Origin of the sequence: Rhodococcus sp. 27YEA15, assembly GCF_049739425.1 — a bacterium.
In the GTDB taxonomy this organism is placed as follows: domain Bacteria; phylum Actinomycetota; class Actinomycetes; order Mycobacteriales; family Mycobacteriaceae; genus Rhodococcus_F.
In genome coordinates this window covers 4,044,036-4,068,228 of record NZ_JBMHHW010000001.1, presented here as the reverse complement: position 1 = coordinate 4,068,228, position 24,193 = coordinate 4,044,036, and the positions used below count along the sequence as shown (strand labels likewise).

Annotated in this window: 23 protein-coding genes and 1 pseudogene; 8 read left to right on the top strand and 16 right to left on the bottom strand. The window is 62.7% G+C overall.

Annotated features, from left to right (window positions below):
• Nucleotides 1–6: 6 nt before the first annotated feature.
• From ABH922_RS18970 to ABH922_RS18960, 3 genes are all read right to left on the bottom strand, one after another.
• Entirely contained in the window at nucleotides 7–1,716 is a 1,710-nt protein-coding gene (locus tag ABH922_RS18970; protein ID WP_424808388.1) for a nitroreductase family deazaflavin-dependent oxidoreductase, read from the bottom strand.
• A gap of 139 nt (nucleotides 1,717–1,855) precedes the next feature.
• Nucleotides 1,856–3,691, bottom strand: a complete 1,836-nt coding sequence (locus ABH922_RS18965; RefSeq protein ID WP_424808387.1) for an acyl-CoA dehydrogenase — start codon at nucleotides 3,689–3,691, stop codon at nucleotides 1,856–1,858.
• 85 nt (nucleotides 3,692–3,776) lie between these two features.
• Complete coding sequence (locus ABH922_RS18960; RefSeq protein ID WP_424808386.1) at nucleotides 3,777–4,400, bottom strand: class I SAM-dependent methyltransferase; 624 nt, start codon at nucleotides 4,398–4,400, stop codon at nucleotides 3,777–3,779.
• A gap of 481 nt (nucleotides 4,401–4,881) precedes the next feature.
• On the opposite strand from ABH922_RS18960, the gene ABH922_RS18955 reads away from it, so the two are divergent.
• Nucleotides 4,882–5,910, top strand: coding sequence for a beta-ketoacyl-ACP synthase III (locus ABH922_RS18955; protein ID WP_424808385.1), 1,029 nt, complete (start codon nucleotides 4,882–4,884; stop codon nucleotides 5,908–5,910).
• Nucleotides 5,911–5,999: 89 nt separating this feature from the next.
• Complete coding sequence (murJ, locus tag ABH922_RS18950; protein ID WP_424808384.1) at nucleotides 6,000–7,604, top strand: murein biosynthesis integral membrane protein MurJ; 1,605 nt, start codon at nucleotides 6,000–6,002, stop codon at nucleotides 7,602–7,604.
• Here the strand turns inward: murJ and ABH922_RS18945 are convergent.
• Both ABH922_RS18945 and ABH922_RS18940 read right to left on the bottom strand, forming a co-directional pair.
• Entirely contained in the window at nucleotides 7,593–8,744 is a 1,152-nt protein-coding gene (locus tag ABH922_RS18945) for an alkaline phosphatase family protein (protein WP_424808383.1), read from the bottom strand. The genes murJ and ABH922_RS18945 overlap by 12 nt on opposite strands.
• A gap of 103 nt (nucleotides 8,745–8,847) precedes the next feature.
• Nucleotides 8,848–9,621: a VOC family protein gene (locus ABH922_RS18940; protein ID WP_424808382.1), complete on the bottom strand. Its 774-nt coding sequence runs from the start codon at nucleotides 9,619–9,621 to the stop codon at nucleotides 8,848–8,850.
• A gap of 490 nt (nucleotides 9,622–10,111) precedes the next feature.
• On the opposite strand from ABH922_RS18940, the gene ABH922_RS18935 reads away from it, so the two are divergent.
• Nucleotides 10,112–10,261, top strand: a complete 150-nt coding sequence (locus ABH922_RS18935; protein WP_424808381.1) for a hypothetical protein — start codon at nucleotides 10,112–10,114, stop codon at nucleotides 10,259–10,261.
• Between the two features lie 228 nt (nucleotides 10,262–10,489).
• Here the strand turns inward: ABH922_RS18935 and ABH922_RS18930 are convergent, their stop codons facing one another.
• The 3 genes and pseudogenes from ABH922_RS18930 to ABH922_RS18920 all read right to left on the bottom strand — a co-directional run bounded on the left by ABH922_RS18930 (nucleotide 10,490) and on the right by ABH922_RS18920 (nucleotide 12,673).
• Nucleotides 10,490–11,110: an L-threonylcarbamoyladenylate synthase gene (locus ABH922_RS18930; RefSeq protein ID WP_424808380.1), complete on the bottom strand. Its 621-nt coding sequence runs from the start codon at nucleotides 11,108–11,110 to the stop codon at nucleotides 10,490–10,492.
• Between the two features lie 47 nt (nucleotides 11,111–11,157).
• Nucleotides 11,158–11,946, bottom strand: a pseudogene (locus ABH922_RS18925) (HNH endonuclease family protein); the annotation flags it as partial.
• Nucleotides 11,947–12,304: 358 nt separating this feature from the next.
• Entirely contained in the window at nucleotides 12,305–12,673 is a 369-nt protein-coding gene (locus ABH922_RS18920; RefSeq protein WP_424808379.1) for a hypothetical protein, read from the bottom strand.
• 777 nt (nucleotides 12,674–13,450) lie between these two features.
• Here ABH922_RS18920 and ABH922_RS18915 point away from each other — a divergent pair.
• Nucleotides 13,451–13,930, top strand: coding sequence for a hypothetical protein (locus ABH922_RS18915; RefSeq protein WP_424808378.1), 480 nt, complete (start codon nucleotides 13,451–13,453; stop codon nucleotides 13,928–13,930).
• 5 nt (nucleotides 13,931–13,935) lie between these two features.
• Here ABH922_RS18915 and ABH922_RS18910 read toward each other — a convergent pair whose 3' ends face one another.
• The gene (locus ABH922_RS18910; protein WP_424808377.1) at nucleotides 13,936–14,847 is read right to left on the bottom strand and encodes a DUF2797 domain-containing protein; all 912 of its coding nucleotides are present in this window, start codon (nucleotides 14,845–14,847) and stop codon (nucleotides 13,936–13,938) included.
• Between the two features lie 128 nt (nucleotides 14,848–14,975).
• Here ABH922_RS18910 and ABH922_RS18905 point away from each other — a divergent pair, with 128 nt between their 5' ends.
• On the top strand, nucleotides 14,976–16,103 hold the full coding sequence (locus ABH922_RS18905) for a GIY-YIG nuclease family protein (protein WP_424808376.1): 1,128 nt from the start codon (nucleotides 14,976–14,978) through the stop codon (nucleotides 16,101–16,103).
• A gap of 61 nt (nucleotides 16,104–16,164) precedes the next feature.
• On the opposite strand, the gene ABH922_RS18900 is transcribed toward ABH922_RS18905, so the two are convergent.
• The 3 genes from ABH922_RS18900 to ABH922_RS18890 form a co-directional block, all read right to left on the bottom strand.
• A complete protein-coding gene (locus ABH922_RS18900) occupies nucleotides 16,165–17,382 on the bottom strand; it encodes a Dyp-type peroxidase (RefSeq protein ID WP_424808375.1) in 1,218 nt (405 codons plus the stop codon).
• Nucleotides 17,375–17,875, bottom strand: coding sequence for a copper chaperone PCu(A)C (locus ABH922_RS18895; protein ID WP_424808374.1), 501 nt, complete (start codon nucleotides 17,873–17,875; stop codon nucleotides 17,375–17,377). The genes ABH922_RS18900 and ABH922_RS18895 overlap by 8 nt, the downstream gene beginning before the upstream one ends.
• A 184-nt stretch (nucleotides 17,876–18,059) precedes the next feature.
• On the bottom strand, nucleotides 18,060–18,587 hold the full coding sequence (locus ABH922_RS18890) for a hypothetical protein (RefSeq protein ID WP_424808373.1): 528 nt from the start codon (nucleotides 18,585–18,587) through the stop codon (nucleotides 18,060–18,062).
• A 350-nt stretch (nucleotides 18,588–18,937) separates the two neighbouring features.
• Between ABH922_RS18890 and ABH922_RS18885 the strand changes: the two genes are divergently transcribed.
• Complete coding sequence (locus ABH922_RS18885; RefSeq protein ID WP_424808372.1) at nucleotides 18,938–19,753, top strand: AAA family ATPase; 816 nt, start codon at nucleotides 18,938–18,940, stop codon at nucleotides 19,751–19,753.
• Entirely contained in the window at nucleotides 19,716–20,102 is a 387-nt protein-coding gene (locus ABH922_RS18880) for a MinD/ParA family ATP-binding protein (protein WP_424808371.1), read from the top strand. The genes ABH922_RS18885 and ABH922_RS18880 overlap by 38 nt, the downstream gene beginning before the upstream one ends.
• Before the next feature lie 285 nt (nucleotides 20,103–20,387).
• Here the strand turns inward: ABH922_RS18880 and ABH922_RS18875 are convergent, their stop codons facing one another.
• From ABH922_RS18875 to ABH922_RS18865, 3 genes are all read right to left on the bottom strand, one after another.
• Complete coding sequence (locus ABH922_RS18875) at nucleotides 20,388–21,173, bottom strand: phosphotransferase family protein (protein WP_424808370.1); 786 nt, start codon at nucleotides 21,171–21,173, stop codon at nucleotides 20,388–20,390.
• Entirely contained in the window at nucleotides 21,115–21,486 is a 372-nt protein-coding gene (locus ABH922_RS18870; RefSeq protein WP_424808369.1) for a hypothetical protein, read from the bottom strand. Before ABH922_RS18870 ends, ABH922_RS18875 begins: the two co-directional genes overlap by 59 nt.
• 102 nt (nucleotides 21,487–21,588) lie before the next feature.
• The gene (locus tag ABH922_RS18865; protein ID WP_424808368.1) at nucleotides 21,589–22,539 is read right to left on the bottom strand and encodes a DUF7064 domain-containing protein; all 951 of its coding nucleotides are present in this window, start codon (nucleotides 22,537–22,539) and stop codon (nucleotides 21,589–21,591) included.
• Between the two features lie 325 nt (nucleotides 22,540–22,864).
• Between ABH922_RS18865 and ABH922_RS18860 the strand changes: the two genes are divergently transcribed.
• Complete coding sequence (locus ABH922_RS18860; protein ID WP_424808367.1) at nucleotides 22,865–23,239, top strand: glyoxalase; 375 nt, start codon at nucleotides 22,865–22,867, stop codon at nucleotides 23,237–23,239.
• A 32-nt stretch (nucleotides 23,240–23,271) separates the two neighbouring features.
• Here the strand turns inward: ABH922_RS18860 and ABH922_RS18855 are convergent, their stop codons facing one another.
• Complete coding sequence (locus ABH922_RS18855) at nucleotides 23,272–24,084, bottom strand: mycofactocin-coupled SDR family oxidoreductase (protein WP_424808366.1); 813 nt, start codon at nucleotides 24,082–24,084, stop codon at nucleotides 23,272–23,274.
• Nucleotides 24,085–24,193: the final 109 nt, after the last annotated feature.

The window sequence follows — 24,193 nt, the reverse complement described above, 5'->3', positions numbered from 1 at the left end:
ATTGGTTCACGGCTGGTGGTCGGTGAAGTTGACGCGCACAGATACCGGGTTCGACTGAAGTGTTCGAAATGCCGCGGCGATGATCGGCGTGAACACCTTGTTTGTGGAGAAGGTCCGGACCCGTGCCGATACGTCGTCGGAGTGCACGAAAACAGCTGTACCGCTGCGCCAGCGGGTACCGACTCGGATCTTGATGTTCGGATTGTCGCAGATGTTTGCGCCCCATCCGGAGCGGGTGCCGTGCTGTGAGATTATCCAGGCGCCGTCGGCGTCGAAAGACGCCGACACGGGGACGCTGCGAACTCGTCCGGTCTTTCGTCCGATCGTTTCGATATCGGTCATCAACGCCACGCGAAAGCCGAGGGCGGCGAGTCCTCGCACGACGGGATTGGCCAGGTACTTGCCGATGATTCTCTCGCGCTGAAACTTTCGTTCGGCAGGCGAGTAGCGACGATTCGATATCGCGCGTCTGCTGCGAAATGCTCCGATCCCGTTACGTTCGATCATGGTTGCCGCCGTCCGCCACGCAGAGCGATTCCGGTCCGGTGTCTCTCCGGCACCGATCCGGTGCAGTTGATCGGTGTGCCATTGTAGATCGAGCGCGCCTTCGAGTTGTTTGAGGGCGGCAATCCGTTTCGGCAGGCCGAGAGTGATCGTGGGCGAGTCGAGTCGGGTGGTGTTCTCGTCGATCAGTGCTCCTGCGGCTTTGGTAGTCAGTGCAGTCGGGCGTCCGAGGCCCACGATGTCGCAGTCACCGGACGCGACGGCGAGGTTCATCACCGATCTGGTTCTGAAGCCGCCCGTCACCGCCAGTGGCACGGCACCTGCGGCGGCCCGGACTGTTCGGGCGTAGTCGAGGAAGTAGGCTTCGCGACTGCGGGTACTGTCGCCGACGGTCACCGGTCGGCCCGTCATCGCCGGCGATTCGTAACTCCCACCGCTGATTTCGATCAGGTCGATGCTTTCGTCGGCAAGACGTTCGACGGTTGTGCGTGAGTCCTGCTCGCTGAAGCCGCCGTGTTGAAAGTCTGCCGAATTGAGTTTGATTCCTACCGCGAACCCCGGTGACACCGCAGCTCTGACGGCGCGAACCACTTCGACCGCGAATCGGATTCGTCCGTCGAGGTCGCCTCCCCAGGAGTCTTCGCGCCGGTTCGACCGTGGTGAGAGGAATTGCGACACGAGGTATCCGTGGGCGCCGTGAATCTGGACACCGTCGAATCCTGCCGTTTCGGCAACGGCGGCAGTCACCGCGAACCGATCGATGATGTCGTGGATTTCGGATTCTTCCAGGGCTCGTGGTGCCGGAATCCCTGGAATGCCGGGAGCGAGCGCAGACGGTCCTACGGGTTTCGTACCCGTCGCCAGTGGGTTCGCCTGTCGGCCGGGATGGTTCAGCTGCATCCAGATCGGGGCTCCACCGTCGTGAGTGGATTTCGCCCACCGGGTGAGAGCGTCGAGGTCGCGATCGTCGTCGACGGCCACGTTGCCGGGTTCGCCGAGATGGCGTCGATCGACCATGACGTTACCCGTGACGATCAGTCCGTACCCGCCAGCTCCCCACTGCGTGTACAGGCGTTCGAGGCGCACGTCGGGCGCGTGGGTGTCGGTTGCCAGTCCTTCACTCAGCGCGGCTTTCATCACTCGATTCGGTAGTACCTGTCCGCATGCCAGCGTCAACGGCGTTGCCAGAGCGTTCGTGTCCTCGGTCCCCATGATCACACCTTCGTCGTAGCTCGCCTGCCTACCGCACTGTATGTGTGACTCTTGGTTACGTCAATATCGTACGGTTGAGTGCCGACGAAGAACGGCCCCGAGAAATCTCGGGGCCGTTCTGTCGAAAGATCGACTCGGATCAGAATGCTGCTTCGTCGATTTCCATGATGTCGTTCTCGGTGTGCGCGACGATCTCGCGTGAGGCAGTGAGCTCGGGCAGCACGTTCTTCGCGAAGAAGGACGCGATGGCGACCTTGCCTTCGTAGAAGGCCTTGTCCTTCTCGGATGCGCCGTTGTCGAGGGCGGCCAGCGCGATCTCGGACTGGCGGAGCAGCTGCCAACCGATGAGGAGGTCACCGACGGACATCAGGAAACGCACCGAGCCGAGGCCGACCTTGTACAGCTCGGTGGGCTGTTCCTGCGCGCCCATGAGGAAGCCGGTCAGGGTGGCGGCCATGGACTGGACGTCCTCGAGAGCGGTGGCGAGCAATGCGCGCTCCGCCTTGAGGCGACCGTTCCCGGCTTCGCTGTCGATGAACGTCTTGATCTGTCCCGCGACGTGAGCGAGGGCGACGCCGCGGTCACGAGCGATCTTGCGGAAGAAGAAGTCCTGCGCCTGGATGGCGGTGGTGCCTTCGTAGAGCGAGTCGATCTTGGAGTCGCGGATGTACTGCTCGATCGGGTAGTCCTGCAGGAAGCCGGAGCCGCCGAGGGTCTGCAGGCTGTCCGTGAGGTACTGGTACGCACGCTCGGAGCCGACGCCCTTGACGATGGGCAGCAACAGATCGTTGACGCGGAACGCGGTGTCCTTGTCTGCGCCCGAGACGTGCTGGGCGACTACCTCGTCCTGGTGCGCTGCGGTGTACAGGTACACCGCGCGCAGGCCTTCGGCGTACGCCTTCTGCATGGCCAGGCTACGACGCACGTCCGGGTGGTGCGTGATGGTGACGCGGGGCGCGGCCTTGTTGGTCATCTGGGTCAGATCCGCGCCCTGGACGCGTTGCTTTGCGTAGTCCAGTGCGTTCAGGTAACCGGTCGACAGCGTGGAGATAGCTTTGGTGCCCACCATCATTCGGGCGTGTTCGATGACGTCGAACATCTGGGCGATGCCGTTGTGGACCTCGCCGACCAGCCATCCCTGGGCTGGAATGCCGTGGCCACCGAAGGTGAGCTCACAGGTGGTGGAGGCCTTGAGGCCCATCTTGTGCTCGACGTTGGTGACGAAGACGCCGTTGCGTTCGCCGAGTTCGTCGGTCTCGAAGTTGAAGTGCGTCTTGGGGACGAAGAACAGGCTCAGACCCTTGGTGCCCGGTCCGGCACCTTCGGGGCGCGCGAGAACGAGGTGGAAGATGTTCTCGAACAGGTCGTCGGAGGTGGCGGAGGTGATGAAGCGCTTCACGCCCTCGATGTGCCAGGAGCCGTCGTCCTGCTTGACGGCCTTGGTGCGGCCCGCTCCGACGTCCGAACCAGCGTCGGGTTCGGTGAGGACCATGGTCGCTCCCCATCCGCGTTCGACGGCGGTGGCCGCCCACTTCTTCTGCTCGTCGGTGCCGTTGTTGAACAGCACGTCGGCGAAGGACGGGCCGGCCTGGTACATGAATGCCGCGGGCTGAGCGCCGAGCAGCATTTCGGAGATTGCCCACACGACGGTGCGGGGGACCGGCACTCCGCCGATCTCTTCGCTCAGACCCATGCGGTACCACTCGGCATCCCACATGGAGTGGAAGGACTTCTTGAACGACTCGGGGAACGTCGCCTCGTGTGTCTCCGGATCGAAGACAGGCGGGTTGCGGTCGGTGTCTGCGAACGCTTCGGCGAGGGGTCCCTCGGCCAGGCGTGCGACCTCGCCCAGCATGCTGCGGACGGTGTCGGCATCGAGATCGCCCCAAGTGCCTTCGCTCAGCGGCTTCTCCAGTCCGAGTACCTCGAAGAGGTTGAACTCCAGGTCCCGAACGTTGCTCTTGTAATGGCCCATGTCTTCGCTTCTTCCAGTGAGGTGGTGCGGTCCAGCACTCCTAGTACCGCCCGAAGTTTATTACTCGTCGGTAACTTAATACATGTTACTTGGCGTTCAGTTCCTTGCCAACACCGAGTTTCCTTCCGATGGCGAGGGCGTCGATCGCAATGCCCGATTCGGTTGTGCGTTGCGGCCGGCCGGCGAGTTCGAATCGAACACGACTGCTGAATTCCGTCACCAGATCTTCAGGCTCGTAAAGGATTTCGGGATCTTGCGGCCCGCCGACGCCTTCCTCGATGTTGCTGCGCGCGTGCCCCAGAATCATGAGGATTCCGTCAGGTTTGAGAGAATCTATGGCACGGTTCACAACCAGCGTCCGAATCGGCGCCGGAAGATGAAGGTAAAGAAGCATCGCCAGGTCGTAGTCGCTGCCGTAGTCGGCATCGGTCACATCGAGGCAGCGGTAATCGAGGCGTTCGCGGACCGAGCGCGGCGATCGGGCTGCGATTGCGGCGGCCTTGTCGATGGCGACGGACGAGTAGTCGATTCCCGTCACCGACCAGCCTCGGGTGGCGAGCCACAGCGCGTTTCGACCTTCTCCACATGCCAGATCGAGAGCCGCGCCGTCGGGAAGTGCGGTTGCGTACTCCACGAGCAGTTCGTTGGGCGGTGCTCCCCAGACGAGTTCGGATTGTGCGTATTTCTTGTCCCAGGCAGCGGAGTCCATGATCTACGACGGTAGTGGTACCCCTCGGTGCCGTTCGGGTCGGGGAATCTCGGTACGTCGGGTAGGCGTTCGGTTGGTTCACCGACCGCTGTCCCATCCAGTGAACAGATGCCGAGGCGGAGGATGGATCATCACGCCGGCCTCGTGCGGGCCGGAGGTGCTCGAACCGACGACCGGAACGGGGGTGGGTCGGCACGTCATCCGAAAACCGCTGGTCGGTCGGGTTGTGGTGAAGGACTGCGTCCGAGTGCAGCGTCGTAAAATCCGGTGCGGGAGCGTGCCGAAGCGTCGGAACGGTTCGTGCCCGTCGGCGTCGGTGCTCGAGACTGTGGACGGTGCACCCTACCGAAGCGTAATGTGAGCCCGCCTCACGTTGTCGACGTGATGCGACCCGACGGACCTGGGGGACCGGGACAGCAGTCCACTACGTAACGTGTGATGGACGTAGCGGAATTATCACCAGAACGAGGAGATCGATCGAATGGGTAAGCCGATAGCCAGTGTCATCGGAGGCCGGCAGTCCGCCCTCCTCGGGCTCGGCGTTCATCGCCCCGAGCGGGTCGTCTCCAATGACGAGATCTGCGAGCTCATCGATTCCAGTGACGAATGGATCCAGACGCGCTCGGGTATCAAGTCGCGTCGCTTCATCGGCGAGGACGAAGGCGTCATCTCGATGTCGGTCAGCGCGGCCCGCAAGGCGATGGAGGTCAGTGGAATCGCGCCCGAGCAGATTGGCGCCGTGATCATCGCGACGTCGACGTGGGACATGCAGACCCCGCAGGCAGCGGCCATCGTCGCACACGAACTGGGCATCAAGGGCCCGGCGGCATTCGACCTCTGTGCTGGTTGCGCCGGCTTCTGTACGGCTCTGGCAGTGGCGAACGATCTCGTTCGCGGCGGAACGGTGGACAACGTCCTCGTGGTCGGCGTCGAGATCATGAGTGAGGCGACCGAGCCGACCGATCGTAGTGTGCGTTTCATCTTCGGCGACGGTGCGGGCGCCGTGGTGGTCGGACCCAGCGAGACCGTCGGCATCGGACCGGTCGAGTGGGGCTCGGACGGTTCTCAGTCCGATGCCATAGTCCAGGAGCCGCGTTGGCTCGACTTCGCCAAGAATCCGGCCGGCCCGCGGCCGTGGATCAAGATGGCAGGCACCGCTGTGTTCCGCTGGGCTGCATTCGAGATGGGCAAGGTCGCCACCCGTACCCTCGAGCGTTCGGGTCTGACCATCGAAGACATCGACGCGTTCGTGCCGCACCAGGCCAACCAGCGCATCAACGAGGTCATTGCGCGCAGCCTCAAGCTGCCCGAGGACTTCCCGGTCTCCAATGACATCGCCGAGACCGGCAATACTTCGGCCGCGTCGATTCCGCTGGCCATGGAGCAGATGCTGCGAGAGGGCCAGTGCAAGACCGGTGACAAGGCTCTGCTGCTTGCCTTCGGTGCCGGTCTGTCCTTCGCCGGACAGGTTGTCGTGATGCCGCCGCTGGCGGCGGCCGCCACGTCCTGAGCTCCGCCTTGACGAAGTGAGTGCCGCGAACTCGGCTCGCGGCACTCACTTTCTGTTTCGACGGCCCTCAGCTGTGGCACTCTGTCGAGATGGAGAGGATCAGTGCGGTAGACCGATCCGGAGCGGGACTGGCTCGCGGTGGCGGGAAAATGACCGTGGCGAGTGCCGTCAGCCGCTTGACCGGACTTGCCCGCACCACCGCACTCACGGCTGTGTTGGGGGTAGGGCTCGTCGGTGACGCCTACAGTGCAGCAAACAGTCTTCCGGGCATGATCTACCAGTTGCTGCTCGGCGGCGTGCTCGCTGCGGTGATGCTTCCTTACCTGACCCGTCAGCGGGCTCGCGGACGCCGACTCGACCGTGAACAGACGCAGCGACTGCTCACAGTTGCAGCACTTGCCTTGGCGGCGATCACACTGGTCGCTCTGGCTTGCGTACCGCTGATCGTGGGCGCCCTCGTTTCCGATCCCGAGCAGCGGCGGTTGGCATCGCTCTTCGCCTATCTGTTGCTTCCGGGAATCGTCGGCTACGGAATGACGGCCGTCATGACGTCGGTACTCAACGTCCGTGCGGTCTTCGCCGCGCCGGCATGGGCCCCGGTGATCAACAATATCGTTCTGCTGGTGAGTATTTCGGTGTTCCTTCTTGTTCCGGGTCCGGTGACATTGACACCTACCACCATGACGGTCCCGCAGATTCTGGTGATCGGCGTCGGAACTCTTCTCGGTGTCGTCTCACAGGCGGCAGCGGTGGCACTCGCCCTGCACCGCACGGGTTTCCGATGGAAGCTGCGGGTTCGTGTAATTCCGCACACCTGGCGGCCGATCCGCGCGGGAGCGCCGATTCTCGGTTGGGTGATCGTCTACGTCGTGGCAGGCCAGATCGGCATCGTGGTCGCGATGAAGGCGGCTCTCGCGCGGGAAGGATTCGCGGCATATCTGCAGGCGGATCTCTTGTTCCAGGTGGCGTACGGCGTTCTCGGGGTGTCGTTGTTGACAGTGCTGATGCCGCGTATCGCACAGTCGATCTCCGTCGGAGACGTCCGTGCGGTGATATCTGATCTCGGCCGGGGTGCCCGATATTCGGTGGTGACGTTGATTCCGGTCACGGTGGCATTGATGGTGTTGGCGCCGTCGCTGACAACGGTGATCTTCATCGGCCAGGTGGATGTGGCGAGTGCGCGACAGATCGGAACGGCGCTGGCATTGAGTGCCTTCGGTCTCGTTCCGTTCGCGATGGTGATGCTGCAACTGCGGGTGTTCTACGCCGGCAACGACACTCGAACACCGGCCGTGATCAACGGCGTCATGGTGACCGTCAAGATCGCGGTGATCGTAGTTGCTGCACACTCTCTCGGTGGCGACGCATTTTTCGTGACTCTCTGTTCGGCCGGATCGGTATCATTCGTCGTCGGTGCTGTTCTCGGTCACGTTCTGCTGCGGAAACGATACGGACTGCTGGGTTTTCACCATGTCGGCGAAACGCTCGGCCGGATCGTCGCAGCCTCGGTGCCGGCCGGTGGGCTCGCACTCGCTGTGGTGCTCGGAATCGACGGCGCCGTGCACCAGCCCAGGATTGCGGCGGTGGCCGCGCTGGTGGCCGGAACCGTGGCAGGCGGCGCACTTCTATTGTGGGGGTGTTCACTGGTGGGCGTGCCCGAGGTGCGTCGGGCGCGGGTCCTGCTACGGCCGTGACGTGAGCAGCGGAACCAGCAGTTCGTCGGGGGTGAGAGCGCCATGCTGTCCGGGTAGGTTCGACAGGCCTGGCTCGACGGAGCGTCTGACCACAGCGACGTCACCGTTCGCTACGGCGAGTACGTCCCCGATCCTGCCGTGATAGCCGGAATGCACCGAAGACCCGAACAGCCCGGCAGCAATACCTTCGGATCTGGTACCGATCCACATTCTGTCACCGAGTTCGGCCCGCCACCGAGCGGCGACGTCGTCTGCGGCGCCGGCGCGGGTGTGGATGTGGCGACAGCGCGGCTCGCCGGCCAGCGCCGCCACGTCCTGGGACAGCGCCGAGGTGCTGTCGAAGTCGATTTTGTCGGTGTCGGCCACCTCGACCATGCCGTGATCGGCCGTGACCAGCAACGTCACGTCCGGTCCGAGCGCCGTCGACAACTGTTCGACCAGGCGGTCGACGAGAATCAGTTGATAGTTCCACGGTTCGGATTCGGGGCCGTACACGTGACCGAGTGCGTCGATCTCGCTGACATAGCAGTACGTGAAGGTCCGTTCGGCCGAACGCGCCGCGGCGACGGTTTTGGCAACCAGGTCGCCATAGGCCTGAACCCCGGTGAAGTTGGCACCGCGCATGCCGGCCCTGGTGAGTCCACTACCGTCGAACTTCGACGGAACGACCGTGGTGGTGACGATCCCGGCCGCTTGTGCACGATCGAAGGTGGTCGCCGAGGGCTGGAGAACTTCGGGGACGATGGAATCGGTTTGCGCCGCCGACTTGCCGGTGCTGTGCCAACCGAGCCAGTTGAACACCGAATCGGCTTCTTCGACGTACGACTGGTAGCCCGTGATGCCGTGAGCGCCCGAAGCCAAGCCGGTACCGAGCGAGACGATGCTTGTGGCCGTCGTCGTGGGGAACCCGGCCCGGATGGGGCTTCCGCTCAGCGATGCCAGGAAAGGGGCGTGCGCACTGTTCCTGGCGAGGAGGTTCGCTCCCAGCCCGTCCACCAGCAGTATCACCGTGCGCTTACTCGGCGGCAGGTTCAGTCTGTTCACCTCACCGGCGACGCCCAACGACGCAAGAACGGACGGGGCGAGCGTCGACAGCGTCGGCTGCGAGTACACATCGAGGAGAGGTGTGTGTTCGGGCATTCACTGAGATTAGGCGGTGGAGTGGGAAAAGCGCACACCTACTGGATGAATGACCAGAAGTAAGCGATGAAGCGTGGTGCCGAAACGGAAAAACAGGTCGAGGTCACCCCTCGTTGGTGGAAATTTGGAAGGCCGCACCCAGCGGATCCGCTACCGATGCCAGGCGGCCGAACGGGGTGTCCTCCGGTGCTCTGAGAACGCTGCCGCCGAACTCGATCACCTTGGCCACTGCCGCGTCGGTGTCGTCCACCCCGAAATACACCTGCCAGAAAGACGGTGCGTCGGCCGGAAGGAACGACCGTGCGTCCATGAGCCCGGCAACGACGGTGCCGTTCCGGGTGGCCTGGGAGTAGCGGAACTCGTCGCTGTCCGAGAGCGTGTGATACTGCCAGCCGAAGAGGTCGCTGTAGAACGGGAGGACGGCGTCGTAGTCCTTGGACAGGGTCTCGTGCCACACCGGCGCACCGGCTTCACCGGCCAGTGCGAACCCTTCATGTTCGTCTGGTTGCCAGAGACCTACCACGGCGCCGCTCGGATCGCCGAGGATCGCCATGCTGCCCTTCGGCCCGACCGTCATGGCGGACATCATGATCGTTGCGCCTGCGGCTTCGGCCTTGGCTGCCGACGCGGCGGCGTCGGCCGAGGAAATGTACGTGGTCCACACGTCTGCGTACGGATTTCCCGGCTGTCGACCGCCGAGTCCGGCAATCGGCTGACCGTTCTTGCTGAAAATGACGTAACCGCCGTACTGGTCGTCGTCGTTCGTGTCGGTTTGCCATCCGAATAGGTTGGTGTAGAAGGTTGCGGCCGTCTTGGTGTCGGAACTGGTGAGGTCGATCCAACAGGGTGTTCCGTCGACAGGGGTACGTGCAGGCATCTGAATTCTCTTTCGCCGAGGTTGCCGAGTGAAATCGGTCGAACAGGTGAGAGGTGGGGGACGCGAACCGCACGCTACGCGCGTGCGCCGACAGATTCTCGGGAAGTGGCTCGGTATGGAGGAATCGTCCGGATGAGCAGATGTCTGTGACAGTGATTCATAGTGAATGTGTCCGATTACGTTGAGTCGCGGTCGGTTCCGGGTGTCGGGTGAGCACCGCTTCACGGCTGCGATCTGATATGGCAATCGTGATCGGAGCCACTTTTCAGTCCTAGGTTGCCGACGGTTGTTAGCCTGTTCGTCACGTGCTTGTTTCCGGCACGTCGTTCGTGGCCCGCATAGTTACTGGCGGGTTCCGATCGGGTGAGGTGTGAGTTACATCGCACATGAGGGGGCTGTTTCAACTTTCGGCTGTCTTACGTATATTGTGAGCGCCGTTACACAACCGGACGCGCGGACCGCGTAGACATTCCATGATGAGGAGATAGACATGGCATACGAGAGCAGCATTGCAGCCAACGCAACCACCGGACCGCTCACCGATCTGGCCAAGGTCGTCGGACCCGTCGCAACGCTCATCGGCGCGATCGGTGCAGCCGCGACCCTCGCTGCCCTCTTCGGTGGCAACAGCGCTTCCTGATCTGCTTCGGCAGTCGGAAATCTCCGGCCCGCCACCGTGAAGGCATGACCTTCGCGGTAGCGGGCCGGAGGTGTATCCGCGTCGAATTGTCTTGTTTTGCAGGACTGCTCGCCTCATCGGCGGCCCGATTTCGGGCGATACCGAAGGGCGCGCCCCGTGGGAGCGAGTCTCGGCTGTAGGCATGGACCGGCAACCTCGTGAACAAGGGCCGGTGTCCCGCTCGAGGCGCTACTCGAACCGACTCGGGTCGCCACCACCGACACGGATGACTTCTGGTACTCCGGAGGAGTAGTCCACGACGGTGGTGGGTTCGGTGCCGCAGTCTCCGGAATCGACGACGGCATCTAGTTGATGGTCGAGTTCTTCCTTGATCAGCCATCCGTCGGTCATCGGTTCGTCGGAGTCCGGAAGAATCAGTGTGCTCGAAAGGATCGGCTCGCCCAGTTCCTGCAGCAGTGCGCGGACGACCGGATGGCTGGGGATGCGTACTCCGACGGTCTTCTTCTTCGGGTGTGCGAGACGGCGCGGTACTTCCTTGGTGGCCGGGAGGATGAAGGTGTATTGCCCGGGTGTGGCGTTCTTCACTGCTCTGAATGCGGAGTTGCTGACGTGCACGAAATGGCCGAGTTGCGCAAAGTCGGCGCATACCAGAGTGAAGTGGTGGTCCGACCGCAGTGCTCGGATGTCTCGAATGCGGTCGGCTCCACCGTGATTGTCCATCCGCGTGCCCAGGGCATAGCACGAATCGGTGGGGTAAGCGATGACGGCATCACCGCGCAGAAGCTCGACGATCTGGCCGATGGAGCGTGGTTGCGGATTCTGCGGGTGCACATCGAAGTATCTGGCCATGTATCCAGCCTAGATCAGCGCCGGAAGCCTCGGCGTCGGATCCGTCAGCAGGACTCGAGGATTGCGGCGATGGCATCGTGCTCGGCTTGAGTCATCCACAGCCCGTATGCCGCTTTCACTTCCACTTGAGCGGAGACGTATTCGCATCGATACGATCTGTTCGGTGGTAGCCACGACGCGGCGTCGGAGTCGGACTTCTTCTGGTTCGTCGGTCCGTCGACGGCGCGTAGATTGCGCGGATCGTTGGCCAGGTTTGTTCGAGTCTGCGTGTCCAGTTGCTGTGCGCCCTTCTGCCAGGCGTCGGACAGCGCGACGACGTGATCGATCTGGACGGCCGTCGACGTATCTTGTCCCCGAGTGAAATTGATCGTCTTCCCGGTGTACGGATCGTGCAACGTTCCGGAAAGAATCGTGCATGCTTTGGCCCCGTCCTTGACGACCAGGTCCGTCAGGTCACGTCGCAAGATGTCGTTACGTGTGTCGCAACCGTTGCGTCCGAACTCCACGTCGACCGCGTCGGTCCAGGCCGGGCCGAACAACGCCCGGTCATAGCCGGTTTTGGGGGCTCGGCCCTTGATCGGGATCTGGGCCAGGAGGTCCGAGGTCGCGGAGGTGTGTGTCGGTACCGTAGGCGCCGACGAAGGGGTGACCCCTACTCCGACACCGGATCCGGCGCTCACGGAAGGGGTGACGCCGACGCCGACGCCTGACCCGACGTTCGTCGACGGTGCGTCGCCGGCGGCCGAGGTTCCGGCGCATCCGGTGAGAGTGAGAGCGGCGAATACGCCGATGGTGACCGCAGTGATGCCGCGACCGCGGTGTGTCTTGCTTGCCATGCGTGTGAAATCGCTTCCTTCAGAGGTGAACTACAAGTATGTCATTTATGACAAACCGGGCCTGAAGGGATCTGCGATCTCGACACGTCGAACGATCGGACGTGGTCGAGGATGTAGCGGACCATGCTGTGTGGCAATGAAATACGAATGACTCAGGCTCGAGGGCGGTGTTCGGCGCCTGTGTACCCTAGCGGGCCGTGCATGGTGAAGGTGATTCGGCGAACGACGACCATCGGACCCTCGAGCCCTGTGTCGAATACCAATTATGGTGTGGAGTAAGGAATTTGGACGCTACGGAAACCGGAACGGCCCGGAACGCGCAGAGTGCGCGCATTCCGGGCCGCCTGACGACGTGGTATCAGATTTCGATCTTGGGAGTCTGCTCCCCGAGCTTGTGGCGTGCGAGCGCCAGGTTTGCGCGAGAACGATCGAGCACGAGGTAGGTGAAAAGTGTGGACAACCCCGGGGTCTCGATGAGGCGGATGAGATGGTACTGGGTGCTGAGCGTGATGAGGATGTCCTCGATGGTGTCAGTAATTCCCAGGTTACTCATCGTGCGGAGTTTCGCCCGGACCACCTCGGAGTTGCCGGACCCGGCGTACTCGAGGCTGAAAGCCGGGTTTCCGGCCATGCCGAGAACCATTCCACTGTCCGCGTCCACGACGGCAACGCCCGTCGCACCGTCGACGCGCATCAGTTCGTTGAGGACTTTGTCGATGTTGCTCATTAGTTCTCCTTGGTAGGGCAGAGGCACCGGCGGCGTCTCCAGTTGATGTTTCGGTGGGGAAAAGATCGGGTTGCTCAGGGGTGGTTCGGGTGGGGGTGGTTCGGGTGGGGGATGCGATGGTTCCACTGGTTCGAGCGCACGTTGTCCAAGATGGGATGTTTGCGGGATTATCCCGTTATGCGCTGGTAACTGATCGTTCTGGTCGGGTTCTTCATGGGTGCGAGCCGTTGAGGTCCACGCGTCTCGACCGGTCTGCGGCGGCGGCGAGTACATCTCGTAATGCTGCGTCGGTGCAGACTGCTGGAGTTGCGGATACACCGGTGAGGTGAGCGGGCGCTTGTAGGGAATGGCCTGCCCGCTCGAATCGATGACATTCGCGAACCATGCTGCGTATGCGGGATCTTCGTGATCGACATTCTTGCCACGATCGTCGTCTTCCTCCCGCGACCCCCGCCGGCGAAACAGACCCACTTTTCTACCCCTTCGAGACGAATCCCCACCGAATAGTTACTGCTGAAAATAGTCCGACAACTCAGACATTCGCTACGCAGTTACTTTTTAGTTAAGCAACACTAGCACGGTATTAGACGCAATGTCGGGCGTCAACAGGGGTGCAAGAGCTCCGGCAATCGGTCGGGTTGCGGTGAGTTTGCGGCGGGGAATCGGCCCTTTTGTCGAAATCTCCATCGAAAGTGCTGGTAGAACTGGTTTCTCCCAAAAGCCGCTATTGCCCTCGGTGTGGGAAGGCGCTGCCTGCCCCTCTGGCATGCTGGTGGAATGAAGAAGACGATCACCGGGTTCATCGGTGCCTGCTCAGTACTTGTCCTCGTAGCGTGTGGGTCGGGGGACTCGTCGCCGGCTGAGGACGGGTCGGGGTCGTCGACGGTCGTATCGTCGGAATCGGTCGCCGCGCCGGCGCCGTCTGCACTTCCAGGAGAGAGCCGAAGTGGCGATGCTCCGCCCGCCGATCTTCCCCCAGCAGACGGTGCGCCCTCAGGCGACGTGCCGGTCGATCCTGCCGCCGGGTCGGCTCTGCCGCGTACCTATGCGCAGGCGTGTTCCGACGTTCTGCAGTATCTCGACGGATATCAGCAGGCGATCGACGAGACCGGCAGCCAGACGGGGATCACGCGTCAGTCACTTGCCGACGACCTGCTGTCCTCGATCCAGGCGTACCCGGAGTGGTCTACTTTGTCGCCGGACGAGCAGTCCGAGGTGACCAGAGGCATCGGCGCCGCAGCGGACGGTAGTTGCTGACGCGGCTAGAACAACGATTCCTGAACTGCCACGCCTGGTGAGTCGAATTCTCCGACAGTGAGGGTTCGACCGACCAGGGACGACAGGTCGGCGACGAAACGTGGCGATTCGGGATCGAGTCGGGTGCGCACCATCGCGACAGAACCGGCCATTCCGGTCACATACAGAGAGTGCTCGCCGGATACGAATGCGTGGGGATACACGTTGAGCGGAGCGGCATCGAAAACTTGTTCGGCGCATACCGGCGGCGACCATTCTTCGGCGGGTCCGGCGATGTCGACTCCGTCGATCCCGTCGGACAGCTCCGCCAGATCCGCCGTTGCCGAGACCACGAAGTCGTGCAGCGCTCGGCGAAGCTCACCGCGGTCTACTCGGGCGGCGAGAGCTTCGATCTTGCGTGAGGTCCTGACTGCCTGACTCAGGTGAAATTCTCGGGACACACGTGCTTCCAATTCCCGGACCGCTACCCCGTCACGGGAGCGGGCGAGGAAAAAAGCCGACACCGCGCCCTGCTCGGCCACTCGCGAGTGTCTGCGGAAGTCGACAGCAGTGCCCACCTTCATTCGACCGCCCGCGAAGATATCGACGTACAGCCACTGTGGGAGCGCGAGGTAGGCGCGAACATTGGGGTGGATGCGGGCGCCGTCGAGGTGGGCCTGGTGAACGGTGGTGAAACCGTCCCGTGCGCGGCACCGCTCGCACTGGCGGCCCGAGACGATCTGCGCGTCGCGATCGCACGGAAGACGAACCGAGCCGTCCTGTCGGCCCAGACACCGGAGGCCACGCGATTGGTGAACGAAGAACCTGAACGTGGAACCGCACGTGAAGTACGACGTCGCACCGGTGTCGTCGTCGACACAGCGGATCTTGGGCGTAGCCGAATCGGACCAATCGATTCCGCGCACTAACAGGGTCATGACGGCGGTAGCTGTTCCTCTCGGCGAGTACGCGGTGAACATCGATGCTACCGGCCGGTCGGGCTCCGCACGCTCACACGAGCGGCGACCTGCCTTCGGCGTCGAGTGTGATCGCCTAGGCTCGTCCCATGGCAATTGTCTGGACAGTTCCTCGCGGTATCGGCCCCACCCTGCTCGTAGCACCGTCGGTCAAGGAGTTTCTCGCCGCCGACGGCGGCACTCTCGACGCCAAGCTCGCCGCCGTCAGCCTCGTATCGGCGTCGTTGGAGAAGCTGACAGGTCGCACATTCACCTCGATCAGCACGGCGTCGGCCACCATCTTTTCCGGCGCAGCCGGCTCCAGCACGGTTCCGGACGCACTTCGGCTCGCGGTGATGCGAACCCTCTCCACCGAGGTCATCGTCAGAAAGCCTGCTCCGCGACCGTTCTCGGACAAGGTGGCGAAGCGTTTGGGGGAGTATGTCTTTGCGCTGCGTGATCCGCGAAACGATCAGGTGTTCCACGTCGGCCACGGAAGCGGCAACCAGGTGTTCGCGCCGGTCTTCGAAGCGCTGGGGGAGTCCGCGGCACTCGAGGGCGCAGTCGGTCCGGTCGAAACCGATACCAAGGTCACCGCTGCGAAGATCTCACGGATCCGAGAGATCTACGATGCCGGGTCGGCAGTGGAACACTTCGTCGTTGTTCGTTCGACCGCGCCGACGGGCGAGGCGTCGGGGACTGCCGGTGAGATCGTGCGAGGCATCGTCGAGGTTCTGCGTATCGGCGAGAGCGGCGCGAGCTTGACCAACCTTGCCGGCGACAGCATCGACAAAGACTTGCGCGCCACCAGGGTCGAAGAACTGGCGCTGCGGTACTCCGCCCGATCCGGCACCGGAACTGCCGACCCCGAGTGTGGTTCTGCACGTACCGGCGTCAGCGGCGGCCGGGGCCACCCAGGAAGAGATCTACGAGCTGGCGCGCCAGGAATGGTCGGCGGGCGCGGCGGTGCGAGCCGAAGCCGGGATCCCCGTTCTGGTGTTCGCGGACAGCATTATTCGTGGAGCATTCCGCGCCCACTCGTGGGAGGTGTCGACCCGCAACGCCGACGGCAGTATGCTGTGGCGATTTGTCGGCGACGCGGACGAAGAGCTGGCCGGTACGTACGTCGGTACCGAGGTCACACCGCACAATGTGGGCCTCAAGAAGTGGCCGGTCAGCGGGTGGGTCACCCGGTTGACCACCGCCCGCCCGGGCGCAGCGATGCCGGGTCCGCGTAAGACGAAGTAGGGCGACTGCCCACTCCGGGCGGACTCGTCGAAAGAGTCCGCCCGGAGTTGGTCACCCGAGTAGTCCGCTGCCCAGATAGTCGTTCTCGCCGCAGCCCGGCGGAACGAGATAGACGGCCGAGCCGATCGGCGTCGTCCACTCGTTGAGGGCGTCGAAATCACTCAACCGTTGCTGTACGGGTAGATACTGCGCCGCGATGTCGCGCTGGTACGCAGCGAAGATCAGCCCGGAATTGCTGCTCTGGCCCGCCTCCGGTGCGTCGTCGTAGTTGTACGCCCGCCGGAAGAACTGTTCCTGCGGTGTGGTGTGACGAGCGCGCGCGATGTGCGAGCCCTGCGGAATCACCGGGATTCCGAACGCGTCGGTCACCTCGAAATCGACCTCGTCGAATTCGTCGGTGCCGCTGAGCGGGGCACCGTTCGACAGTGTGCGACCGACCGTGATCTCGCGCCCCGGCCGATCGAGTTCGTCCCAGGTGTCCATCTCCATTCGAATCCGTCGCAGTACCAACGATGTGCCCCCGGCGAGCCAGGGGCAGTCGGTGCCGTCGTGCCAGACCAGGGAGTCGAAATCCGTGCTGCCGGGTCTCGGATTGACGGTACCGTCCACCTGTCCCATGAGGTTGCGCATCGTGGCGCCTTCAGCGGTGGTTCCGCGAGCGTTGCGAAAGCCTCGTTGAGTCCACCGAATCGTCGTCAAGGCGCGGACGTTCTTGGACAGCACCCGGACAGCATGGGCGACCGTCACCGGATCGTCGCCGCAGATCTGCAAGAGCAGGTCGGAGGCACCCCAGCGGTCGTCGAGTCGATCGATCGCATAGATCGGAAGTGGTGCGAACCAATCCGGTTGGCTGTCTTGAAGTCCCAGCTTCGTGAACAGTCCGGGTCCGTACCCGACCGTAACCGTCAAGCGGGCCGGATCGAGCGACAACTCCCGTTCGGTGTCAGCCAAGGCGGGTTGTCCGGCCGTCAACCGCGACGCGTCCTCGGACCACATCTTCATGATCCCCACCGCCACCGAACGGTCGGTACTCGGTAACAGGTCGAACCCGATGAAGACGGCATGTGCTTGCGGGGTGGTCGTGATCCCGCCCTGGTGCGCACCGTGGAACGGTTCCACCAGTTGCCCGGCCGGTCGATCATGCCCGCGTTGGTCGATCGCTGTTGTTGCGCCCCAGGTGATTCCCGCCACTCCGAGCGTGGCGACGCCTCCTCCGAGGAGGCGTCGCCTGCTGAGCGCTCGGACGTGCGGGTTGCTGTTGTCAGCCACCGTGGTTGGGGTCGTAGTTCTCCTGGTTGCCGGAGAAGTCGCGAATCTGGGCTGTGAACGTGGTGCTCGAGCCGTCGTCGTAGATCACGGTCACGTCTGTCTCGGCGCCGGGAAGCAGCGGTGCGGACAGGTCCATGAACATCAGGTGATCGCCACCCGGCGTCAGGCTTGCGGTGCTCTCGGCGGGGATCAGGAATCCGCCGTCCTTCGGTCGCATCGTCATCGTTCCGCCGTCGCCGGTGACCACTTCGTGCAGTTCCACCCGTGGTGAGGCCGGGCTGGTCGCAGAGACGACGCGCACGTCCTTGCTGCCGGAGTTGACGAGCTCGGCGAAGGCCGCGCTCATTCCGTCCGGTGCGGCCTTGACCCACTGGTCCTTGATCGTGACGGCTTGTGCTGCTTCGGTTTCCTTGTCGGACTCCGAGGAACAACCGGTCAGTGCCAATGCTGCGGTCAAGACGGCAGCAACGAATATCGTGTGTCGAGCAGACATATGTGTCTCCGTGATCGGTGAAGTTCGGTTGCAGGACCAGCAGGCGAGCTGATCCTGGTGGTTGCACTGGGGCAGTGCGGCAAAGCACTCCCGCTGTGCGCCTTTGTCAACCGCCGGCGGTCGACAAAGGCGCACGGCAAAGTGGCGCACGGGCTTTCCGCGCGCAATGAGAAAAGGGGGCGAACTACTCGAATGCGGGCGGACCGCGAGTGCCCAGGCCTGAGGTGAGGAGTTGACGCAGAACAACTTTGGGCCGGTAGCGGGTCTTGACAGTAGAAGTGGCGGGTGCAGGTGCCCAGGGACGCAGAACGACGGCCACGACGGCTGCCAGGGTTGATGCGGTCACCCGGTATCCGTGCTCTGCTGCGCGGACGAGGAGTGCGCAGACACCGATGGCGAGGACGTGCGCGGTGAGCATCGGGAGGGTACGCAGCGATCCGTGGTGATGATCGGATGCCACGGTCAAGGTGGCGTGGCCGACTGTCTGCCCGGCCGCGAGCATGAGTGCCGACGAGAGGACAGGCGCGCGTCTCGTGTCGAAGGATGCGACCACTGCGCCGACCGCTACGCACGCAAGGACCAGAAGTGCCATCGCGCTCTCCGAAGGCGCGCTGCCGCCACCCAGAGCGTGGGCCGCGATGCTGACTGCTCCAGAGGTGCCGCCCACGACTGCCCCGCGCAACTGCGCGACATCGCGGGGTCCAGGCGTCATACGCGGAAGGATACAGGTATCTACTACGGCAACTAGTAGATACCTGTGGCGATGGCGGTGGCTTTCGGCGGCGTCGAGTCGGAATTTGACAATAAAGTTCACCCCGGGCATTTGCCGCGCCCGTTGCCCGTGGCGAGCGTCGGGAACCCGTGGGTGGAGTCGGTGCTGCGTCGAGGGCACCTTCGGGAAAGTTGCTGCACGTCGACGGTCGAAGAGGACCAAAGTCATCGAAGTTCGGGTGCAACGGTTTCTCTCTCCGAGACGGTATCGACCGCCGAACTCGGAGGCCTCAGCAGTGATAACGTCCGAGACGTTATGTCCGATTACTCCCAACTCGACATAGGACGACGGTGCGAAGCGACAACAACGGCTCGAATACGGGATTTCTCCGCGACGGCTCGGCGACGCCGCAGTCCGGCGGCACCGCCGCGTCCGACGAGGAACACGTGAGGTCGTTGCGAACAGTGACGTTCACGCCACAGTTCGACGAGCCGTCGGCCAAGCCCCTGCCCAGTCAACGGATGCGACAGTCACGGCGTGACGAGCAGGCGGATTTTCGATCGGCACGCCCGCAGGACATGACGTCGGTGGACGATCTGGACATCATCAAGCGAGCGAAGCGGCCACCGGAGCGCGGCTTCGGCAGCGTGCTCTTCAAGTTGTCCGGTGGACGGATCAACACGGGCCAGTCGGCCGCCGAACTCGAGCACCAGGCGCTGGTGCGCCGGGCCAATCAGACGGTCCGAGGGGTGTACAAGATTGCGTTCATCTCGCTCAAGGGTGGTGTGGGAAAAACGACCGCCGCCAAGACCGTCGGTTCCACGTTCGCATCGATTCGTGGGGACCGCGTCGTCGCCATCGACGCGAATCCAGATCTGGGCACTCTTGCCGATCGCGAGGAGCGCGAGCATCATCTGACGGTTCGAGATCTGTTGGCGGACAGCGACATCAAGACCTACAGCGATGTCAGGTACTACACGTCGCAAGGCGAGAGTCGGCTGGAAATTCTTGCCAGCGAGGCGGACCCGGAAACGTCCGAGTCGTTCAACGAGCAGGATTACCTGGACACGTTGCGCATACTCGAGGTTCACTACAACATCATCATCACCGACTGTGGTACCGCGGATCATGCATTCGGCGATGTACGGAATCCTCGACGAGGCTGACGCGCTGGTCATCGTCAGTCCGACAGCCCAGGACGGTGCACGTAGTGCTGCAGCGACGCTCAGTTGGTTGTCGAAGCACGGTTATGCGGATCTGGTGACGAGGTCGGTGGTGGCGATCAATGCGACCAGGCCGGGGTCGTCGTCGCTGGATCTGGATCAACTCGAGGATGTCTTCGTGCAGCGGGGGGTACGCGCAGTGCGAACCTTGCCGTACGACGACCATCTGGGCGAAGGCGGCCCGATCGACCTGAAACTCCTGAACAAGCGAACCGCCCGGGCGTATCTCGAGTTGGTGGCTGCGATCGCCGAGGGCTTCCCCGACTCGGTGGGCCGACACGCATCCAAGTAATACATTCGCACATCTGTTCGAAAAATGTTACCGTTCTACTGCGCGGCAGTGGTGCAGTGGGAAGCCTGCATCACTGCCGCCACGAACTCGAGGTTCACAGCTGACTGCCTTCAGCTGTGAACCTCGAGTTGTTCCTCACCGTTCAGGGGAGTCCGACGGCACCATCGGTAGAACTAGGTCCGGATTCGATCGGATCTGAAAATTGTTGCTACCGATTGGTTTCGGATTGTCAGGCAGGCGTCACTTCGGAAACGAAGGTTTCGTCCTCCGGTCAGGGTAACGTGTTCACCCCTTGCCGGAGATGACGGCAAGTCCCTCCGATTCCGGCAGGACGTGGCCGATCAGATCGGCCAGCGAACGGGTGAAGGGATTGTTGTCCAGGGCGTTCTTGTCCTTGGGGATGACTCCGGACTCCATCATCAGGCGGAGCGCGCGGTTCGCCTGGATCGACCCGTGAATTCCGGACAGCACCTCGTAGAAATGGACATTTCGGGTGGTCCGGCCCGAAAGCTCTTCGTATCGTCCGACTATCTCGTCGCGACTGGGAAAACCTTCCGGGAGATCGAAACCGTAGTACTGACTGAACACCCGCGACAGATGAATCCAGTGACCGAGATCTTTCTCCGGGGAGGACAAGGTGGCGCCCTCCCAGTCGATCACAGCGCTGACGGAGAGGTCGTCACCGAAGATCATGTTGCCGATTCGGCTGTCGCCCCACGAGAGCACGAGTTCTTCGCCGGTAGGTTGATTGGCCTTGGCCCAGGACAGTGCTTCGTCGATGACCGGGCAGCGGTCGGTTCCGACGGTCCACGTGTAGAAGTCCTCGTAGTAGTTGACTTCTTTTTCTGCTGCCGAGTTTCCGTCGAATGTCCGCGCCGCGAAATTCAGGCCGAGAGACTGCCAGTCCAGCCGATGGATCGAGACGAGGGTCTTCAGGCCGTTGTTCACCAGGAGTTCGCGATCGGCGACGTCGAGGCTGAGCACCCAGCTTCCGGGTGCTGCAAAACTCGGATCATCGGACGGGATGTTTCCGGCGACGTGCTCCATCACGAAGAACGGTGCGCCGAGCACGTCGTTCGACTTCTCGTACCAGAGGACATTCGGAACCTGGCACTTCCGAATCGGCGAGTGCTTTCATGACCTTGAACTGAAATTCCACGTCGTACTTGCGAAAGAGGGTCTCGCCGGTGGGTTCGATACGTGCAACCATCGACTTCGATTCCTCGACCCCGTCGATGGTCCACGACGCGTCGATCAACACCGTGATGTTCGAGAAGCCGTTTTCGCCTGGCCTTTCGAACTTGTCGACAGTCAGATTTTCGGCGAGGGGCATGTGCTTGGACAGCCAGACTCCGAGGTTTTCGGATGCGACCGAATCTGGCATTTCCATTTTATTGTCGAATAGCATGTTCTTTGGTTCCGTTTCGTCAACGTGCCGTGTCAGGGAGATGCTCGGACAACCCGAGTCGATCGGATGACGGAGTGCTCACTTGGCCCTGGCGTCGGCGTCGCGCAACTGCACCCAACCGCCGCTGGTGAATACCCGCTCGGTCCAGCCGTAACCGACCTCACCGTTCCAGGTCCACCGAGTGGGTGCCTCCGCGGCGAGGTTGCCGCGAGGCTCCACACCGGGGTACATGCCCTGTGGCAGCACGGTGATCGGAAGTACGCCGAGAATTTCACCGTGGATGACCTGCGGTCCTTCCGCAGTGTCGAAGGTGGTCTCGAACTCGCGGGGCTCGCCCAGCGGACCGGTGAGTGCCGGACCCTGATGGTTGCTCACCTCGATGAATTCCGAACCGTCCCAGACATAACCCATGAAGTAGGTGGGACGCCCGGTGACGTGGATCTGGAGCAGGTGGAAGGTCTTTCCGCTCGGGAAGGTTCCGTTGATCCACGATTCGCGCCACATGTGACTGTTGCTGCGCGGACCACACGAATGATCGCGATGCCCGACGGCGTCGAACTCGATCGTTTCGCCGTGGATTTCCACCTGGCCGGTCACCCTCATGGACTGTTCGATGTGCAGGCCGGATCCGCTGACCGCCGGGTTCTTGTCGTGCGCCGTCATGGTCTTGGGATCGAGACGCATTCCTTTGCCGAATGCCGGCGAGGACGCCGTGCCGACGAGGTCGACTTTCACACGCTCGGTCAGCCCGTCGGTCAGCGGACCCTTCGCGAGGTCGGCCATCAGCACGCGCCGAACTACGCCGTCGTAGGTCATTTGCCACTTCTCGAGTGGTTCCAGCGGCTTCGTCTCGGCCTGGCCTGTGTACATCGGCTCACCTTCGCGTCTGGGTGCGAAGGTTCGGCTGACGAGAATCTCGCCGTTGGGCAGGTAGATCGCGAAATTGGCTTCCCAGATTTCGCGCGAAAGCAGGCCCCAGTGAATGTACGCGGCGATCTGGGATTTCGGGTCGTAGCACGTGAATTGCACGCTCTCACTCCATAATCCACTGCCATCAGGCATGGTGTGGAACGAGTCGTCCTCGACGGAAACCTGGTGATTGAACGGTGACACGCGGTACCTCCACGGTATTGCTGGGCATTTGTCGTAGTCATCACACGGAACGCGCAGAGTGGCGCGCATCTCATGTATTGGATACGGTATACACTACAACGACCGCATGCAAGGCCCAGGTTTTATCCGGAGGTTGAGTTCAGTAGAAATTGGAGACGGAATATGTTGGTGAACAACATATTCGGTGAAGCGACGATTGCGCGTGCACCTGGCCGACTCAAATCCCGAGTAGAGTCGAGAGATGATCCATCACGTTCAGGTGGGGTGCCCGCCTGGTTCCGAGGATGCACAGCGCGCCTTTTACGGTGGCGCTCTGCGGTGGACGGAACTTCCCAAGCCGCCTCTGCTCGCCGCCCGCGGTGGGTGTTGGTTCAAGGTGCCGGGAGTGGGCGGGCCGGACGGTGAACTACACGTCGGCATCGAGCCCGATTTTCGGCCGGCCCGCAAGGCTCATCCAGCATTCGTCGTCGACGTGGACGCCGCGGCACAGGCGCTCGAGGACGCAGGCTTCTCGATCACGTGGGCCGATCCGGCCGAGATTCCCGGGCGCCGCCGCTTTCATACTCACGACGGCGTCGGGAATCGGCTCGAATTCCTCGAACCAGAAGGACATTGACCCGAAGTGCTGCCGGTCAGAAGTACTGCCGGTCAGAAGTACTGCGATCCACCGTCGATGCTCAAATGCTCGGACGTGATGAAGCCGGCGTCGTCGGACGCGAGGAACGCGACCGCAGCGGCGATCTCCTCGGGGTCGGCGGCCCACTGCTCCAGGAACGGGGTGCCCATCTGCGCGAGCTTCGGATTCGATTCCGACGCCGCGGCCAAGGCGCTCTGCATGTCCCCGGAGCCCATCGGGGTCCGTACGCCGCCGGGATGCACACTGTTGACGCGAATGGAGTGTCGACCGAGTTCTGCGGCGAACGCGCGGGTCATGCCGGTCACCGCATGCTTGCTGGTGGTGTAGTGCACCATGAACGGCTGGACCTTCTTACCGGCGTACGAACTGGTCAAGATGATCGAACCCTTGCCGCGTTCGATGAGGTGGGGTGCACTGATCATGACGGTGTTCCAGACGCCGGTGACGTTGATGTCCATGTGATCTCGGAACATCTCCGGTGTCGACTTGTCCCATGTTGCCGGGATGCAGATGCCCGCATTGGCCACGGTGATGTCGAGCCCACCCAGTTCACCGACTGCTCGGTCGAGTACGGCGCGCATGCCCTCGAGGTCGCGAACATCGGCCTTGTCGGCGATGATGCGACGGCCTTCGTTCTCGACGAGTTCGACCGTCTTCGCGAGGTCGTCGGGTGTGGGTGAATCGTACAGAACTCCGGGCAACGGTCCAGCCAGGTCGACGCCGATGATGTCGGCGCCTTCCTGAGCGAGGCGAATGGCGTGTGCGCGTCCCTGACCTCGGGCTACTCCGGTGATGAAAGCGATCTTTCCGGCGAGGCGTCCCATTGTCTTCTCCTTGTCTCTCGTACCGCACGTTCTCTCGTACCGCACGTTCTCTCGCACCGCACGTTCTCTCGCACCGCACGTTCTCTCGCACCGCACGATTCGGTGGTGG

Excerpts from the sequence above, each read along its gene's own strand:
- ABH922_RS18855 (WP_424808366.1), bottom strand. The coding sequence starts at position 24,084 with ATGGGACGCCTCGCCGGAAAGATCGCTTTCATCACCGGAGTAGCCCGA.
- ABH922_RS18930 (WP_424808380.1), bottom strand. The coding sequence starts at position 11,110 with ATGGCCAGATACTTCGATGTGCACCCGCAGAATCCGCAACCACGCTCC.
- ABH922_RS18965 (WP_424808387.1), bottom strand. The coding sequence starts at position 3,691 with ATGGGCCATTACAAGAGCAACGTTCGGGACCTGGAGTTCAACCTCTTC.
- ABH922_RS18940 (WP_424808382.1), bottom strand. The coding sequence starts at position 9,621 with ATGCCTGCACGTACCCCTGTCGACGGAACACCCTGTTGGATCGACCTC.
- murJ (WP_424808384.1), top strand. The coding sequence starts at position 6,000 with ATGGAGAGGATCAGTGCGGTAGACCGATCCGGAGCGGGACTGGCTCGC.
- ABH922_RS18920 (WP_424808379.1), bottom strand. The coding sequence starts at position 12,673 with ATGAGCAACATCGACAAAGTCCTCAACGAACTGATGCGCGTCGACGGT.
- ABH922_RS18960 (WP_424808386.1), bottom strand. The coding sequence starts at position 4,400 with ATGGACTCCGCTGCCTGGGACAAGAAATACGCACAATCCGAACTCGTC.
- ABH922_RS18935 (WP_424808381.1), top strand. The coding sequence starts at position 10,112 with ATGGCATACGAGAGCAGCATTGCAGCCAACGCAACCACCGGACCGCTC.
- ABH922_RS18860 (WP_424808367.1), top strand. The coding sequence starts at position 22,865 with ATGATCCATCACGTTCAGGTGGGGTGCCCGCCTGGTTCCGAGGATGCA.
- ABH922_RS18945 (WP_424808383.1), bottom strand. The coding sequence starts at position 8,744 with ATGCCCGAACACACACCTCTCCTCGATGTGTACTCGCAGCCGACGCTG.
- ABH922_RS18910 (WP_424808377.1), bottom strand. The coding sequence starts at position 14,847 with ATGACCCTGTTAGTGCGCGGAATCGATTGGTCCGATTCGGCTACGCCC.
- ABH922_RS18890 (WP_424808373.1), bottom strand. The coding sequence starts at position 18,587 with ATGACGCCTGGACCCCGCGATGTCGCGCAGTTGCGCGGGGCAGTCGTG.
- ABH922_RS18895 (WP_424808374.1), bottom strand. The coding sequence starts at position 17,875 with ATGTCTGCTCGACACACGATATTCGTTGCTGCCGTCTTGACCGCAGCA.
- ABH922_RS18915 (WP_424808378.1), top strand. The coding sequence starts at position 13,451 with ATGAAGAAGACGATCACCGGGTTCATCGGTGCCTGCTCAGTACTTGTC.
- ABH922_RS18905 (WP_424808376.1), top strand. The coding sequence starts at position 14,976 with ATGGCAATTGTCTGGACAGTTCCTCGCGGTATCGGCCCCACCCTGCTC.
- ABH922_RS18970 (WP_424808388.1), bottom strand. The coding sequence starts at position 1,716 with ATGGGGACCGAGGACACGAACGCTCTGGCAACGCCGTTGACGCTGGCA.
- ABH922_RS18870 (WP_424808369.1), bottom strand. The coding sequence starts at position 21,486 with ATGCCAGATTCGGTCGCATCCGAAAACCTCGGAGTCTGGCTGTCCAAG.
- ABH922_RS18955 (WP_424808385.1), top strand. The coding sequence starts at position 4,882 with ATGGGTAAGCCGATAGCCAGTGTCATCGGAGGCCGGCAGTCCGCCCTC.
- ABH922_RS18880 (WP_424808371.1), top strand. The coding sequence starts at position 19,716 with ATGCATTCGGCGATGTACGGAATCCTCGACGAGGCTGACGCGCTGGTC.